The sequence below is a fragment of the Halopenitus sp. POP-27 genome (assembly GCF_029889855.1).
Lineage (GTDB): Archaea > Halobacteriota > Halobacteria > Halobacteriales > Haloferacaceae > Halopenitus > Halopenitus malekzadehii.
Genome location: NZ_JARANU010000007.1, coordinates 1 through 15981 on the forward strand (window position 1 = coordinate 1; position 15981 = coordinate 15981).

A 15981-nucleotide genomic window follows, 5' to 3' on the forward strand; every position below is an offset into this window, starting at 1 on the left:
CTATGGGCACAGTCGGCAGCGTCAGAAGTGTATATGAGACTGGTGGCGGTCGGTAATGGCGGCCAGTCGGTGGTGGGTCGGTGGTGGCGGTCGCCCCCCGAGCAACGTACAAAGGTAAAGTGGCTGTGTCGTCGATACGTGGGTATGACTGACGGGGACATCGACGACGTCGACAGGGCGATCCTGTACGCGCTACAGGAGGATGCCCGAAACATGTCGTCCGGAGACATCGCGGAACGGACCGACACCTCGGACAGCACCGTCCGCAAGCGCATTCAGCGGCTCGAGTCGGAGGACGTGATCAAGGGATACAGCGCCAGCGTCGACTACCAGAAATCCGGATATCCGCTCCGGATGTTGCTCTACTGTACCGCGTCGATACCCGACCGCGGCGACCTCATCGCGGATGTGCTGGCGATCGACGGCGTCGTCTCGGTCCAGGAGTTGGTCACCGGCGAACAGAACCTCCTCGTGACGGTCGTCGGCGAATCCGACGACGACATCACGCCCGTCGCGCAGGAACTGCTGGATATGGGGCTCACCGTCGCCGACGAGGTCCTCGTGCGGACCCACGAGACGACCCCGTTCGGCCGGTTCGACCCCGAAAAATCGGACGAGTGACGATCGAAGTGCTGATCGGTGACGATCGAGGATCCGACCGGATCCGAATCCGACGGGTCAGGGACCCGAGACGAGCCGAGGGGAAGGATAAACATAATGTTCTATAATCCATAACTCACGAACTATCTGTGAATATAGACAGGTTTAATGCACATTCTGTTCTTACTGTCGGGTAGAGACGACCAGAAACGGACGCCGGGATCGGTACGGTTGCCGGGATGGTCGTGTGATGGACCGAACGATGTCAGGAAACGATTCGAAACCGACGATCGGCGCGCTTCCGGACACGACGCCGGGATCGTTGCCCGCTCCCGCCGTCGTAACGTGGGTCGTATGGACGCTGTTCGTGGCAAGCATCACCGTACTCGGTATCCGGATCCGGTTCGGTGGCGTCTGGGAGATCGCCGGCGTGATCGCCATCGACGGACTGACCACCCTGATGTGGGTCGTCGTCACCTTCTTCAGCGGGATCGTCCACAGCTACTCGCGCCGCTATCTGGCCGGGAGCGTCCACGAAACGACGTTTTTCCTCACGACGTTCGGCTTCACGGTCGCCGTACTGGGGTTGGTCGCGGCCGACCACATCGCCCTGTTCGGACTGCTCTGGCTGGCGATGGGGATGCTGATGGCGGCGCTCATCGGGACCATCCGCGGCTGGAAGCAGGCACGGGCGGCGGCGGCGGTCGCCCGCAGGTACTTCCTCGCCAGCAGCGCGATCCTCGGGATCGCTCTGGTGACGCTGTGGTGGGCGACCGGTGAGACGACGGTCTCCGGGATCGGTACGGCTGCCGACACGCTCGGTGGCCCCGTGTGGCTACTCGCCGCCGGCGCGCTCGTGCTCGCGGCGATGATCCAGTCAGCGCTCGTCCCGTTCCACACCTGGATGCTCTCCTCGATGACCGCGCCGACGCCGGCGTCGGCGCTGATGCACGCCGGGTTCGTCAACGCGGGCGGGATCCTGTTGACTCGTTTCGCTCCGGTCATCACGGTCGACCCGACGTTTCTACTCGCGGTGGTCGCCATCGGCGGAGCCAGCGCCATCGGCGGGAAACTCCTGAAGTCCGTCCAGACGGACGTCAAGAGCAAGCTCGGCTGTTCGACGGTCGGCCAGATGGGATTCATGATCATGCAGGTCGGCCTCGGGTTCTTCGGGGCCGCGATCACCCATCTCATCCTCCACGGGTTCTACAAGGCCTACCAGTTCCTCAGCTCGGGCGAGCAGGTCGAACGCACCCGCCCGACCGGGACCACCGAGCATACGGTCGGGGGCACCACGAGCGCCGTCGGCGCCATCGTGGCGGTGCTCACCGGCTTCGCCGGCGGGGCGGTGTTCGCGGTGTTGACGGGGAAGGGGACGAGCGTCGACAGCGGCCTCCTCTTGACCGTCTTCGTGGTGTTCACGACGCTCCACGCGGCTCGCAGCGCCATCCAGCACACCTCGCTGTCGGCGATGGCCCGCTACGTCGCCGTCCCCGCGGTCTTCTTCCCGGCGATCGTCGTCTACGCCGTGGTCTATAAGGGCGTCACGGGGCTTCTGACGGTTCCGACGGCGACGACCGCGTTGACCCCCATCCACGGAGTCATCACCGTCGGGTTCATCGGCATCTACGTCGCCATCGAGACCGGCATCCACGAACGTAGCCGCCGGCTTTACGTGGCGCTCCTGAACGCGACCCAACCGTCGGCGGACACCGTCCTGACGTCCACGGAGGACTACAATGAGTACTAACGACACGATCCACAACGCGATCGACGAGGCAGCGACCGTCGTCGGCTCCCGCTGGCCGATCCACTCGTTCGTGACGGCCAACCCGCTTTCCGGGCTCGAGGACCGGCCGTTCGGCGAGGCGGTCGGGCGGGCAGCCGCCCTGTTCGGGGGTCGCGGCTACCCCAGCGCCGAGACGTTTAGAACGGCGCTGAACCGCGGCCAGATAGACCCGGAGAAACTCGACGCCGAACTCGCCGAGGCGGGCTACGAGGACGACCCCGAGACGCTGCTCGACCGGATGGCTGACGCCACTGATGGCGACACGGCGACCGGCAGTGGCGCGACCGCCGGCGACGTCGGTGACGGTGATGGTGCCACCGATGCAGTCGACGCCGAGACGGCGGACGGGGATGCCGCCACGGACCACGTCGATCGGGTGCTGACGAAGTGGCTGTCGGCCTTCCTCGAGGAGGGTGTCGCCCACTGGTCGATGCCGAACCGCGAAGCGGGGTTCTACGTCGCCGTCCGTGAAACGTTCCCTCACGACGGCAACGTCCCCGACGCGGGGATCGTAACCGACCTCCCCGAGACGCCGATCGAGACCATCGAGACGGTCCTTGAGCCGTACCCGCAACGGCAGTGGGAAGCCATCTTCGAGGAGCAGCTGGCTGCGTTGCCGGGATGGACCGGCCTCATCAAGCAACGCGCCGCGGACGATGGCGCCTGGCAATCGGCATATCCGATCTCGCTTGCAGAATACCTCGCCGCGCGTCTGGCGCTGCTTGATGCCGTCGACGCCGACATCGAGCCCTCGACCGACGTGGACGAGCGACATCCGGCGGAGGAACTCGCCGGGGCGTTCCTCCGTGCCTGGGAGGCGACCTACCGCGGCGAGCTCGTCGAGACGGTCGCCGAGGGGAGTCGGTCGATGGCCGACGACGGGGAGAGTCGATCGGCGACCATCGGCGAAGAGGACCGATCGACGACCGACGACGGAACCACGGACCGCCCGGACACAGCGGACCGCCCGGACGCACAGCTGGTCTTCTGCATCGACACCCGCTCGGAGATCATCCGTCGCCACATCGAGGCGACGGGCGACTACGAGACCCACGGCTACGCCGGCTTCTTCGGGATTCCGATGGAGTACCGGGCCTACGACGCCGACGTCTCGATCGACTCCTGCCCGCCGATCGTCGATCCACAGCACCACGTCGCCGATCTGCCGGCCGACGACGCCACCCGGGAACGGCACGACCGCCGGTCGAGCATCCGTGCGGCTGCCGACGAGGTGATCGAAACTCTGGAGGCCAACGCCGCCACCGCCTACGGCTACGTCGAGACCGCCGGCAGCGGCTACGGTCTCTCGCTTGCGGCCCGGACGCTCGTCCCCGGGCGCGTTCGGGACCTGTTCGAGACGGCCGACGAAACCGTCCCGGACGATCACGAGTTCTGTGAGCCGCTCGTCGACACCGGGGACACCGGCGTCGGCGCGGCCGGCGACGCCACCGCCGGCACCAACGACCACACCACCGCCGGCGCCGACGACCACAGCAGCGATCTCCCGGTAGGAATGACGACCGAGGAGAAGGTCGAGTACGCGGCCGCCGCCTTCGAGTTGATGGGCTGGGACCGGTTCGGTCGCCTCGTCGTCTTCACGGGCCACGCCAGCGAGACCGCCAACAACCCCTACGAGGCGAGCCTCGACTGTGGCGCCTGTGCCGGCAATCCCGGCGGGCCGAACGCCCGCGTCCTCGCGATGATCTGCAACGATGACGACGTCAGGGCCGCGCTTCGCGACCGTGGCCACGACGTCCCGGACGATACCGTCTTCCTCGCCGGGCAACACAACACGACGACCGACGAGATCGAGCTGTACGACGGTGACGTCCCCGAGAGTCACGCCGACGACCTCGAGCGATTGCGCGATGACCTCGCGGTCGCACGCGAGAACGCGGCCGCCGAGCGCGTCGCGTCGATGGGCGCCGACGATGATGCCGCGACGGCGGTGAGTGAGACCGAACGCCGCGCCGCCGACTGGGCCGAGACGCGTCCGGAGTGGGGGCTGGCCGGCAACGCGGGCTTCGTCATCGGACCCCGTGACCTGACGAGCGACGTCGACCTCGATGGCCGCGCGTTCCTCCACTCGTACGACTGGTCGACCGACCCCGACGGGGAGGCGCTCGAAGCGATCGTCACCGGTCCGCTGGTCGTCACCCAGTGGATCAACGCCCAGTACTACTTCTCGACGGTCGACAACGCCGTCTACGGCGGCGGGTCGAAGATCACCCAGAACCCCGTCGGAAACATCGGCGTCTACCAGGGCAACGGGGGCGACCTGATGACCGGCCTCCCGCTGCAGTCGCTGCTGGCTGCCGACGACGAGCCGCACCACCAGCCGCTCCGCCTCTCGACGGTCGTTCACGCGCCGGTCGACCGCGTCACCGCCGTCCTGGCCGAAAACGAGGACGTGGCCGAACTGCTGGACAACGACTGGCTCTCGCTGACGGTCGTCGACCCGACACGGGACCACCGCGCGTTCCACTACGGCACCGACCTCGAGTGGAACGAGGTGGGCCTGAAGGAAACGCCGGAGACCGAACGTGCCCGAAACTCCCGGGCGGAGTCGGCTGCTCCCGTCATCGCGACGAACGGCTAACTGGTTCGGTGTGGTTCGGTGCGGTTCGGTGTGGTTCGGTGATGCTCAATTCCGGCTCGGCGTCTCCCGACGGAACCATCCCGTCCAGTCCTTTCCTGCCCCGTTCCAGTCCTCTCTTTTCCCGTTCCAGTCCTTTCCTGCTCGTTGGTGGGGAAGCGTTCGTCGACTCGATCGGCAAAACGGTCCGTGAATCCGGGATCCCAGAAGTTATTATCAAGTAATATTACTGGGTTATATATGCCCAAGACGCAACTGGAAGCTGCGCGGTCGGAGACGATCACTCCGGAGATGAAACGCGTCGCCGAGCGCGAGAACCGTGACCCGGAGTTCGTCCGATCGCGGATCGCCGACGGGGAGGCGGTGATCCCGTCGAATCACGCCCACGACGCACTCGACCCGATGATCATCGGTCGGGAGTTCTCGACGAAGGTCAACGCCAACATCGGCACCAGCGAGACGACCAGCGACCTCGAGGGGGAACTGGAGAAACTCCACACGGCGGTCCACCACGGCGCCGACACGGTGATGGACCTCTCGACGGGATCGAGGTTGGACGCGGTCCGTGAGGCGAACGTCGCTCACTCGCCCGTGCCGGTCGGAACCGTTCCGATCTACGAGGCGGTCAAACGGGCCGGCGATCCGGAATCGATCACCCGAGACCTGCTGCTGGACGTCATCGAGAAGCAGGCCGAACAGGGCGTCGACTATATGACGATCCACGCCGGCGTCCTCCTGGAGCACCTGCCGCTGACGGACGGCCGGACGACCGGGATCGTCTCGCGTGGCGGATCGATCCTGGCCCAGTGGATCGAAACGAACCGCGCACAGAACCCGCTGTATACCTCCTTCGAGGATATCTGTTCGATCCTCAACGAACACGACGTCACCGTCTCGCTGGGGGACGGCCTCCGGCCGGGATGTCTGGCGGACGCGAGCGACGAGGCGCAGTTCGCCGAGCTCGACACGCTGGGGGAGCTGACGCGGACGGCCTGGAGCCACGGCGTGCAGGTGATGGTCGAGGGGCCCGGCCACGTCCCGATGGACGAGATCGCCGCCAACGTCGAGCGCCAACAGGCCGTCTGTGACGGGGCACCCTTCTACGTGCTTGGACCGCTCGTCACCGACATTGCGCCGGGCTACGACCACATCACGAGCGCGATCGGCGCGACGGAGGCCGCCCGCGCCGGCGCGGCGATGCTCTGTTACGTGACGCCGAAGGAGCACCTCGGATTGCCGACGAGCGAGGACGTCCGCGAGGGGCTTGCGGCCTACCGGATCGCCGCCCACGCCGCCGACGTGGCGACCGGACAGCCCGGCGCACGCGACTGGGACGACGCGCTGTCGGCAGCACGCTACGACTTCGACTGGACCCGCCAGTTCGAGCTCGCGCTCGACCCGGATCGTGCCCGATCGTTCCACGACCAGTCCCTGCCCGGTGACAACTACACGGAGGCCCGGTTCTGCTCGATGTGTGGCGCCGAGTTCTGCTCGATGCGCATCGACCAGGATGCCCGCGCCGCCAGCGAGGACGGCGAGATGACCCCGATCGGCGACGACGCTTCGGAGGCGGACGACCCGGCTGGCTCGACCGGTCCCGACCTGACCGCCTCGGAGGCCGCGACGACGAACCTGCCGCCGGTCGGATCCCACGACGCAAGCGGGGTTCCCGAATCGATCGAGATCGACGGCGTCACGTTCACGCCGGAATCGGGGCGCGCCGACGACTGATGGGACGACAGTCCGGATGGAAGGCGCCGACGACGTGAGAAAACGAGCCTGCGTGACCGACTACAACCGGTCGACGATCGCGTCGGTCATCTCGGTCGTGCTCGCGGCACCGCCGAGATCGCCGGTCCGCGGGCCGTCCGCGAGCACCGATTCGACGCTCGCGCGGACGCGGTCGGCGTCCGCCGTGTAGCCGAGGTGTTCCAGCAGCATCGCGGCCGACAGGATCGCGGCCGTCGGGTTCGCGACACCCTCGCCGGCGATGTCGGGCGCGCTGCCGTGAACCGGCTCGAAGAGGCCGTTGTCGGCTCCGACGTTCGCCGACGGGAGGAGCCCCAGCCCGCCGACCAGCCCGGCGGCCAGATCCGAGAGCACGTCGCCCGCCAGGTTCGGACAGACGACGACCCCGTACTGACTCGGGTCGAGCGGGAGCTTGGTCGCGAAGGCGTCCATCAGCTCCTCGTCGGCCTCGACCCCGTGTTCCTCGGCGACCGCGAGGACTTCCTCGCGGAACCGGCCGTCGGTCTCGCGCATCACGTTCGCCTTGTGCGCGACGGTGAACCCGTCCCGGTGGTTCGGACCGCGCCCGTCGGCGACGAACTCGCAGGCGTACTCCGCCAATCGCCGCGAGGCGGACCCCGTGACCACGCGCGTGAGCGTCGAGAGGTCCTCCGAGAGCCGGTCCTCGTGGCCGGCGTAGACGCCCTCGGTGTTCTCACGGAGGAAGACGACGTCCGTCTCCGGCCGCACCGCGTCGACGCCCGGGTATGCGCGTGCCGGTCGCACGTTCACGAACGAGCCGACGGCCTCCCGAAGCGGGAGGATGACGTCGGCCGCCGTCTCGCCCGCCGCGCCGAACAGCGTCGCGTCCGCGTTCGCCGCCAGCTCGTAGGTCTCCTCGGGGAGCGCCTCGCCGGTCTCCGCCGCCACGGCGTCGCCCGCGCCGGCCTCGACGTACTCGAACGGATCGACGGCGTCCGACGTCTCCGCGACCACGTCGAGCACCTCGACGGCGGCAGGGATCACTTCCTGGCCGATCCCGTCGCCTTCGATGACGACGATCTCCTCGCTCATTCAGTCGTCCCCCGTCGGGCGGTCGTGTCCGCCATCGGCGGCGGGAACGTCCTCCTCGGGCACGTACGGCAGCGATCGTGCGGTCTCACGAACCGCGCTCGCGTTGGCGCCCATCAGCGCCGTCGTGTCCCAGACACCCTCGACGAGCGCCTTCCGCTGGGCGTCGTTGACGGTGGCGTCGATCGCCTCGTCGTCGTACGCGACGCGCTCGTTCTCGACGTCGACGTGCAGCTCCGCGTCGGGGTTGGCCGCGACGTAGTCCTGTAGCGCCTCGATCGACTCGGTGTCGGCGGTCACCGTCGGAATGCCGAGCGCCAGGCAGTTGCCCGCGAAGATCTCGGCGAACGACTCGCCGACGATCGCGTCGATCCCCCAGCGCATCAGCGCCTGGGGGGCGTGTTCACGCGAGGAGCCGCAGCCGAAGTTGGCGTTGACCACCAGGACGTTCGCGCCCTGGTACTGCTCCTCGTTGAACGGGTGGTCCTTCTCGTTGTCCTCGTCGTCGAACCGCTGGTCGAAGAAGGCGAACTGCCCCAGCCCATCGAAGGTGACGACCTTCATGAACCGGGCCGGGATTATCTGGTCGGTATCGATGTCGTTGCCCCGAACCGGGATGCCGGTTCCGGACACGTCCGTCACCTTCTCGGCGGGTGCCTCGCCCTCGGCGAAGCTCTCGTGGTCGACGTCGGCGTCGGATCCGCTCATACCGACACCACCTCCTCCATCTCGCGGACGTCGGTGACCTCGCCGGTCACCGCCGCCGCTGCGACCATCGTCGGGCTCATCAGGACGGTCCGACCGTCCTTCGAGCCCTGTCGGCCGACGAAGTTGCGGTTCGAGGAGGACGCGCTGGCCTCGTCGCCCTGCAGCTGGTCGTCGTTCATCCCGAGACACATCGAACAGCCGGGCTCGCGCCACTCGAATCCGGCCTCGGTGAAGACCTCATCGAGGCCCTCCGCCTCGGCGGCCCGCTGGACGCGCTGGCTGCCGGGAACGACCATCGCGCGCACGTCGTCGTCGACCTCGCGGCCCTTCACGAACGCGGCCGCCTCCCGCAGGTCCTTCAGCCGGGCGTTCGTACACGACCCGAGGAAGGCGACGTCGATCTCGTAGCCCTTCATCGTCTCGCCGGGCTCGACGCCCATGTGCTTCTGGGCGCGCCGCGCGGTGTCCTGCTTGTCGGCCGGCAGGTCCTCCGGGGCCGGGATCGGCTCGGTGACGCCGACGCCCTGCCCGGGAGTGGTTCCCCACGTGACGGTCGGTTCGATCTCGGAGCCGTCGATCGTGACGACGTCGTCGTATTCGGCGTCATCGTCGCTGGCGATCGACTCCCAGTAGGATCTGAGCGCCGCGAATCGCTCGGGGTCGTCGGCGAAGGCGTCCGTCTCGCGCAGCCACTCGTAGGTGGTCTCGTCGGGATTGACGTAGCCCGCGCGGGCGCCGCCCTCGATCGACATGTTGCAGATCGACATCCGACCCTCCATCCCGAGGTCCTCGATGGCTTCGCCGGCGTACTCGTAGACGTAGCCGACGCCGCCGTCGGTGCCCAGTTTCCGGATGATCGTCAGGATGACGTCCTTTGCGGTGACGTGGTCGCCGAGCTCGCCGGTGACCTCGATCTTCCGGACCTTCTGTTTCTCCATCGCGACGCAGCCGGTCGCGAGGACGTCGCGGATCTGGGAGGTGCCGATCCCGAACGCCAGCGCGCCGAAGGCGCCGTGCGTCGAGGTGTGGGAGTCGCCGCAGACGATCGTCATTCCGGGCTGGGTGAGTCCCTGCTCGGGGCCGATGACGTGGACGATCCCCTGGTTCCCCGAGTCCGGATCGGAGAACTCGATGCCCGCCTCGCGGACGTTCTCCTCGAGTTCCGCCATCATGGTCTCCGCCGCGTCGTCGGCGAAGGGCCGATCGCGGTTGCCGGTCGGGACGATGTGGTCGACGGTCGCGTGCGTGCGTTCGGGGAACGCGACCGGCGTGTCCCGCTCGCGCAACATCCCGAACGCCTGCGGGCTCGTGACCTCGTGGACGAGGTGGAGGCCGACGAACAGCTGGTCCTGTCCGGTCGGCAGCTCCGTCACCTTGTGGCGGTCCCACACCTTGTCGTAGAGCGTTCCGTCGCTCATACGGCAGTCACCTCGGTCCGTCGGGGGTCGGTCGTCCGCTCAGTCATCAGCGGTCACTGCCTCCGTCTCCTCGTCGGCCTCCTCTTCGGCCCACGCGAACAGCGCCCGCAGCTCCTCGCCGACCTGTTCGATCTCGTGGGTGCGCTCGGCCTCGCGCAGCTGGGTGTAGGAGGGTCGACCGGCCTGGTTCTCCGCGATCCACTCGCGGGCGAAGGTGCCGTCCTGGACCTGCTCGAGGACCTGCTCCATGTTCTCGCGGGCGTGCTCGTCGACGACGACGTCGCCCTGCGTGAGCCCGCCGTATTCGGCGGTGTCGGAGACGGAGTCCCACATCTCGCCGAGTCCGCCCTCGTACATCAGATCGACGATGAGCTTCAGCTCGTTGAGACACTCGAAGTAGGCCATCTCCGGGGAGTAGCCCGCCTCCACGAGCGTCTCGTAGGCCTGTTTCACCAGCGAGGTGACGCCGCCACAGAGGACGGCTTGCTCGCCGAAGAGGTCGGTCTCGGTCTCCTCGCGGAACGTCGTCTCGACGACGCCGGCGCGCGCACAGCCGATCGCGGCCGCGTACGCGAGCGCCTCCTCGGTGGCCGTTCCGGTCGTGTCCTGATAGACCGCCAGCAGGCCGGGCGTTCCCTCGTCGTTCTCGTAGTTCCGGCGGACCAGGTGGCCCGGTGACTTCGGCGCGACCATCGTCACGTCGACGTCCTCGGGCGGTCGGATCTGGTTGTAGTGGATGTTGAACCCGTGAGCGAACTGGAGCGTGTCGCCGGGGTCGAGGTTAGGCTCGATCGCGTTCTCGTAGACGTCAGGCTGGACCGTATCCGGGACCAGCACGGAGACGACATCGGCCTGCGCGACCGCCTCGGCCGGCGTCTCGACGTCGAGTCCGTCCGCCTCGGCAGCGGATCGCGAGGAGGAATCCTCACGCAGGCCGACCACGACGTCAACGCCGCTTTCAGCGAGGTTCTGTGCGTGTGCGTGGCCCTGGGAGCCGTAGCCGAGCACGGCGACGGTCTTCTCGAGGATCTGGGCCGTGTCGGCGTCGTCCTCGTAATATACGTTCGAGTCGAAGGGTGTGTCGTTCGTCATTGTGTGTTGATCGCTGTCGTCGCGTGTGGTTATGGTTACGGATCGTGTCGCGACCCGCTCGTCACGGATCGTGATAGGGTTGCTGTGTGGTTTCACCCACGTCCGTCGCGTGGCTGGTCGGTTCACCCGAGGTGCCGGGCTCCTCGCCCGGCACCGTCTGCGTGTCGCCGCGTGAGAGGGCCGTCTGGCCCGTCCGGGCGATCTCGATGATGCCGAACTGCTCGAAGGCATCGATCGCGTCGTCGATCTTCCGCTCGTCGCCGGTCAGCTGGACGGTGATCGTCCGCGGGCCGGCATCGAGCGTCTGGCCGCCGTACATCTCCGTGATCGCGTGGACCTTGTCCGGCTCCTCACCACGAACCTTCAACAGGACAAGCTCGGCCGAGACCGCGTCATCGTGGAGTTCACCCACGGAGATGACGGGTTTTAGCTTCGCCAGCTGTTTCTCGATCTGGTCGATTCCGGGATCCGATTCCTCGACGACCATCGTGATCCGGGAGTGGCCCTCGACCGTGGTCGGACCGACGGTCAGGCTCTCGATGTTGAACTGGCGCCGCGAGACGAGCCCGGAAACGCGTGAGAGCACGCCGGGCTCGTCTTCGACCAGCGCGGAGATCGTCGCCCGCCGCGGCTCGTGTTCCGCCTCGACGGCGGGGTCGATGCGGATCCCCTGGCTGTTTCGTCGACCCTCCGGATGGGGCCGCTCCTCCGGTGCTGGTCCGGGCATTCCGGGCCTGTCCGCGTTCTTCCCGCGGGTGTCCCGATGGGTCGATCCGGGGTCCGGCTTGTTCGGCGTCGGGTCGTCGGCGCCGCTCATAGTTGCTCCTCCGAGAGGGCGAACTTCCCGTTCGCGCCGCCGCTCGGCACCATTGGGTAGACGTTCTCGGCAGGGTCAATGCGGAAGTCGATGACCGACGGCCCGTCGTAGGCCAGCGCCGACTCGATCGTGTCGGCGACGGCGTCGTACTCGGAGACGGCCCAGCCCTTCGCGCCGAACGCCTCGGCGAGCTTGTCGAACTCGGGCATCCACCCGTATTCGGAGGCCATATGGCGCCCCTCGAAGAAGGCGTCCTGCCACTGGCGAACCATCCCGATGTACTCGTTGTTGAGGACCGCGAACGTGATGTTCAGGTCCTCACGCACCGCGACCGACAGCTCCTGGATCGTCATCAAAAAGGAGCCGTCGCCGTCGAAACAGACCACGTCGCGGTCGGTCTCACCGGCGGTATCGGCCGCGAGACGTGCGCCGACCGCAGCGGGAACGCCGTAGCCCATCGTTCCCAGCCCGTGTGAGGAGACCCACGTGCGTGGCTCCGTGTACGTCCAGAACTGGGCGGCCCACATCTGGTGTTGCCCGACGCCCGTGGTGACGATCGTGTCGTCGTCGGTCGCCTCGTCGAACGCCTCGACGACGAACTGCGGCTTGAGCGGCTCGTCCTCGGGCATCGCGTAGGTCATCGGGTACGCCTCCGTCCAGTCGGCACACTGCTCGCGCCACGCCTCGGCGTCGGGGTCATCGTCGATCGCGGCGATCAGCTGTTCGAGGACCGACCCCGCATCGCCGATCAGCGGGTGGTCGGCGTGGACGTTCTTCGAGATCTCGGCCGGGTCGATGTCGATGTGGATGACCTCGGCCTCCGGCGCAAACGTCTCGATCCCGCCGGTCAGCCGGTCGTCGAAACGCGTCCCGACCGCGATCAGGCAGTCGGTGTGGGTGATCGCCATGTTCGCGTAGCCGGTGCCGTGCATCCCCGCCCACGACAGCGCGAGCGGGTCGTCCTCGGGGAACGACCCGATCCCGGGCATCGTGGTCGTCACGGGGATGCCGTGGTCGCGGGCGAACCGGCGTGCCTGGTCGCTGGCGTCGCTCTTGATGACGCCGCCGCCGAACAGGCAGAGGGGTCGGTCGGCGGCCTCGATCACGCGTGCGGCACGCTCGACCGCCTCAGGGTTCGCCTCGGGGTCGACCTCTGCACCGGCCGGCGGTTCCGGGGGTTTCGGGGTGCGGTCGGTCTCCCCGAGGGTGACGTCCTTCGGCAGGTCGACGAGCGTCGGCCCCGGTCGGCCGGTCTCGGCGTAGGCGAACGCCTCGCCGACGGTATCGCCGACGGTGTCGGTCCCGCTCGCGAAGTAGTTGTGTTTCGTCACCGGTGCGGTGACGCCGATGGTGTCGGTCTCCTGGAACGCGTCGTTGCCGACGAGGTCCGTGGTGACCTGGCCGGTCAGCGCCAGCAGCGCGTCCGAGTCCATCGAGGCGTCGGCGATCCCGGTGACCAGGTTCGTCGCGCCCGGGCCGGACGTGGCCAGGCAGACGCCGGTCTCGCCGGAGACGACGCCGTAGGCGTCGGCGGCGTGGGCGGCGCCCTGCTCGTGGGCCATCGTCACGTGATGGACCGAGGAGGCGTACAGCGCGTCGTAGACGGGCATGATCGCCCCGCCTTGCACGCCGAAGGCCGTCTCGGCGCCGGCCGCTTCGAGGGCGGCGATGACCGACTCGGCGCCGGTCGTTGGGGTGCGCGTCGCGGCTGCCTCCGTGGTCTCCTCGGCGCCGGCGTCGGTCTCAGCGGCAGCGGTGCCGCCGTCGGTCGCGGCATCGGACGGTGGTTCGTGTGTCGGTTCGCCTGCGTCGGCCGAGCCGGCGGCTGCGGCCGTCTCCTCGCCGTCGGTCGGTTCGTCTCGAGTGGTCATTGCTGGTGTCGTGTCGGTGGTGCCGTGTGGTGGTCGGAATCGGGTGACCGGATCGGATCGGCGTGGTCGATCGGTTCGACCGGTTCAGTCGGTCCGACCGGTTCGGTCGGGCCGGTCGATCCGGTCGTCGAAACGGTGCGTCGAGTCGGAAGAAGGATGGGATAGACGGGGCTTATGCCCCTACGATCGGCGTGACACGGAACGTTCCGAGCCGGCGGCTCGCGAGCGTCTCGAGGTCGCGAAGCCGCAGTGGTCGGGTGCCGTGTCGGCGCATCACTTGAGCGATGTCGCCGAACCACCATAAATCTGTCTCGATGGCGGTTCGAGCGAGGCTGTCGCTGCCGAGCGAACGCCGACACGGCGGGGGTCATCAGACCGTGACCTCCTCGTGCCGTTCGATGCCCTCCTCCTCCGCGAACCGCTCGACGTCGCCAGCCGTGACGCGCCGCTTGTTCGCGCCCTGCTTTTTGATCCGCTTCGTGACCGTCCGGACCTCGGCGTCCGTCGGGTCGAAGCCGGCCTCGTTCAGGTGTTTCCGCACCGCGTGGGTTCCCGTGTGTTTCCCGAGCACGAACTCGCGTTCGGCTCCGACCATCTCCGGGGTCATCACGCCGGGTTCGAAGGTGTCGGCGTTCTCGATGACGCCGGCGGCGTGGATTCCGGATTCGTGGGAGAACGCGTTGCGTCCGACCACGGGCTTGTTCGCCGGCACCGGGATGTCCGAGGCGTCCTCGACGATCCGGGCCAGCTCGATGATCTTGGTCGTGTCGATCCCGGTGTCGACGCCGTAGACCGACTCTGCGGCCATCACGACCTCCTCGTAGGCGGCGTTGCCGGCGCGCTCGCCGATGCCGTTGACCGAGACCTGCGCCTGGTGGGCGCCGTTCTCGAAGCCGGCCAGCGCGTTGGCCGTCGCCAGCCCGAAGTCGTCGTGGGTGTGGACGTCGACGCGCGCGTCGGTGGCCTCGACGACCGCCTTCACCGTCTTCCCGAACGCGGTCGGCGTGCCGACCCCGCAGGTGTCCGGGATGTTGATCCAGTCGACGCCGGCCTCCGAGACCGCCTCGACGATCTCGATCAGGAACTCGGGGTCGGTGCGCGTGGCGTCCATCGGCGAGAACATACACTCCACGCCCGCCTCCTTGACGCGGCGAACGCTGTTGACGGCGCGCTCGACCGCGTCCTCGCGGGTCGCGTGCATCGAGTCCTCGAGCTGGACGTCGCTCGTGGAGACGAACACGTGGACCATCTCCGCACCCGAGTCGATCGCTGCTTCCACGTCCTTGTCGACGACGCGTGCCAGCCCACAGACCGTGGCGTCGGTCGCGGCCGCGATGTCGCTGACGGCCTCGAACTCCGCCTCGGAGTTGACCGGGAAGCCAGCCTCGATGACGTGGGTCCCCATCGCGTCCAGCGTGGACGCTATGCGTCGTTTCTCGTCGTAACTGAAGGACGTGCGTGGTGACTGTTCACCGTCTCGTAACGTCGTGTCGAAAATTCGAACAGGACCGATATCGATATTAGAAGCTATCGTGCCCTGGAAGAACTCGATCCGCCGGGGTGTCCGACGAAGCCTCCGTATGTTGTGTCATCGCATTTCGACTTGAGGCCGTCACCCTATTAAAGCTTTTCGCGACGGCCGCGATCCCCAGATCCGCGACCCGATGCGCGTCCGAACCCGGCGTCGACAACCGACCGACTGGACACCGATGACGGGTATTCCACCGATGACCGACTCGAGATCTGCCTCGGAGAACGCCGAAACGGAACGATGGTTAAATATCAAGTGACCGTTCGTCGAACATCGAACGATGGTTTCCGAGCGTGATCCCCGTCGGCCGTCGCGATGGGGGAATCCTTTTTAAGTCACGCGTGGACGTCCGGGTATGAGCGATTGGGATCTCGACCTCAGACACGCGGAGGACCAACTCGAGGAGATCGACGCCCGCGGCGACGTGGTCCTCGGGGTACTCGACGGGTCAACCGACCCAGCCGAGTGGGTCCGCCACGTCGAATACGGCAACACGCTGGTGTTGTCGATCGAGGGCGATCTGAACGAACTCGCCGCCGGCTTCGCCCGCGAGATCCGGGATATGGACGGCGAGCTGATGCACTTCCGCGGCTTCCTCGTCGTCACCCCGCCCGACGTCGCGATCGACTCCGACCGGCTGAACGAGTGATCGTTTCTCCGCAATAAACGGGCGAAGCGTTCCGTTCGTCCTTCCAATACAGGGACCGAGAGTAGGGAGAGTACCGACACCGGATCATAAACCATCCGAGAAACGGGGGAC

Annotated in this window: 11 protein-coding genes and 1 pseudogene; 5 read left to right on the top strand and 7 right to left on the bottom strand. The window is 67.4% G+C overall.

The features are described from left to right. Positions 1 to 144: 144 nt before the first annotated feature. The 4 genes from OQF70_RS05830 to thiC all read left to right on the top strand — a co-directional run bounded on the left by OQF70_RS05830 (position 145) and on the right by thiC (position 6716). Positions 145 to 621, top strand: coding sequence for a winged helix-turn-helix transcriptional regulator (locus OQF70_RS05830; protein ID WP_280536420.1), 477 nt, complete (start codon positions 145 to 147; stop codon positions 619 to 621). A gap of 241 nt (positions 622 to 862) precedes the next feature. Continuing rightward, entirely contained in the window at positions 863 to 2350 is a 1488-nt protein-coding gene (locus tag OQF70_RS05835; RefSeq protein WP_280536422.1) for a proton-conducting transporter membrane subunit, read from the top strand. Next, positions 2340 to 4988, top strand: coding sequence for a DUF2309 domain-containing protein (locus OQF70_RS05840; RefSeq protein WP_280536424.1), 2649 nt, complete (start codon positions 2340 to 2342; stop codon positions 4986 to 4988). Before OQF70_RS05835 ends, OQF70_RS05840 begins: the two co-directional genes overlap by 11 nt. A 237-nt stretch (positions 4989 to 5225) precedes the next feature. Next, positions 5226 to 6716: a phosphomethylpyrimidine synthase ThiC gene (thiC, locus tag OQF70_RS05845; protein WP_280536425.1), complete on the top strand. Its 1491-nt coding sequence runs from the start codon at positions 5226 to 5228 to the stop codon at positions 6714 to 6716. Between the two features lie 60 nt (positions 6717 to 6776). Here the strand turns inward: thiC and OQF70_RS05850 are convergent, their stop codons facing one another. From OQF70_RS05850 to OQF70_RS05880, 7 genes are all read right to left on the bottom strand, one after another. Beyond that, a complete protein-coding gene (locus tag OQF70_RS05850) occupies positions 6777 to 7787 on the bottom strand; it encodes an isocitrate/isopropylmalate family dehydrogenase (protein WP_280536426.1) in 1011 nt (336 codons plus the stop codon). Beyond that, positions 7788 to 8492 (bottom strand): 3-isopropylmalate dehydratase small subunit, encoded by a 705-nt coding sequence (gene leuD, locus OQF70_RS05855; protein ID WP_092817211.1) that lies wholly within the window; start codon positions 8490 to 8492, stop codon positions 7788 to 7790. Further along, positions 8489 to 9910 (bottom strand): 3-isopropylmalate dehydratase large subunit, encoded by a 1422-nt coding sequence (gene leuC, locus OQF70_RS05860; protein WP_280536427.1) that lies wholly within the window; start codon positions 9908 to 9910, stop codon positions 8489 to 8491. Before leuC ends, leuD begins: the two co-directional genes overlap by 4 nt. Positions 9911 to 9949: 39 nt before the next feature. Further along, positions 9950 to 11002 (bottom strand): ketol-acid reductoisomerase, encoded by a 1053-nt coding sequence (ilvC, locus tag OQF70_RS05865; protein WP_280536428.1) that lies wholly within the window; start codon positions 11000 to 11002, stop codon positions 9950 to 9952. A 61-nt stretch (positions 11003 to 11063) separates the two neighbouring features. Next, positions 11064 to 11729, bottom strand: a complete 666-nt coding sequence (gene ilvN, locus OQF70_RS05870; protein ID WP_280536532.1) for an acetolactate synthase small subunit — start codon at positions 11727 to 11729, stop codon at positions 11064 to 11066. An 86-nt stretch (positions 11730 to 11815) separates the two neighbouring features. After that, positions 11816 to 13690 carry a biosynthetic-type acetolactate synthase large subunit gene (gene ilvB, locus OQF70_RS05875; protein ID WP_280536429.1) on the bottom strand — a complete coding sequence of 625 codons (1875 nt, stop codon included), beginning with the start codon at positions 13688 to 13690 and terminating at the stop codon, positions 11816 to 11818. A gap of 370 nt (positions 13691 to 14060) precedes the next feature. Further along, positions 14061 to 15221: a 2-isopropylmalate synthase gene (locus tag OQF70_RS05880; protein WP_092817206.1), complete on the bottom strand. Its 1161-nt coding sequence runs from the start codon at positions 15219 to 15221 to the stop codon at positions 14061 to 14063. A gap of 355 nt (positions 15222 to 15576) precedes the next feature. Here OQF70_RS05880 and OQF70_RS05885 point away from each other — a divergent pair. Beyond that, positions 15577 to 15867: pseudogene (locus OQF70_RS05885) on the top strand (DUF5779 family protein); the annotation flags it as partial. Between the last annotated feature and the right edge of the window lie 114 nt (positions 15868 to 15981).

What these genes read in the sequence shown, in the direction of transcription:
- OQF70_RS05850 (WP_280536426.1), bottom strand. Translation starts at nt 7,787, where the DNA reads ATGAGCGAGGAGATCGTCGTCATCGAAGGCGACGGGATCGGCCAGGAA.
- OQF70_RS05830 (WP_280536420.1), top strand. Translation starts at nt 145, where the DNA reads ATGACTGACGGGGACATCGACGACGTCGACAGGGCGATCCTGTACGCG.
- thiC (WP_280536425.1), top strand. Translation starts at nt 5,226, where the DNA reads ATGCCCAAGACGCAACTGGAAGCTGCGCGGTCGGAGACGATCACTCCG.
- ilvC (WP_280536428.1), bottom strand. Translation starts at nt 11,002, where the DNA reads ATGACGAACGACACACCCTTCGACTCGAACGTATATTACGAGGACGAC.
- ilvB (WP_280536429.1), bottom strand. Translation starts at nt 13,690, where the DNA reads ATGACCACTCGAGACGAACCGACCGACGGCGAGGAGACGGCCGCAGCC.
- OQF70_RS05835 (WP_280536422.1), top strand. Translation starts at nt 863, where the DNA reads ATGTCAGGAAACGATTCGAAACCGACGATCGGCGCGCTTCCGGACACG.
- ilvN (WP_280536532.1), bottom strand. Translation starts at nt 11,729, where the DNA reads ATGCCCGGACCAGCACCGGAGGAGCGGCCCCATCCGGAGGGTCGACGA.
- OQF70_RS05840 (WP_280536424.1), top strand. Translation starts at nt 2,340, where the DNA reads ATGAGTACTAACGACACGATCCACAACGCGATCGACGAGGCAGCGACC.
- leuC (WP_280536427.1), bottom strand. Translation starts at nt 9,910, where the DNA reads ATGAGCGACGGAACGCTCTACGACAAGGTGTGGGACCGCCACAAGGTG.
- leuD (WP_092817211.1), bottom strand. Translation starts at nt 8,492, where the DNA reads ATGAGCGGATCCGACGCCGACGTCGACCACGAGAGCTTCGCCGAGGGC.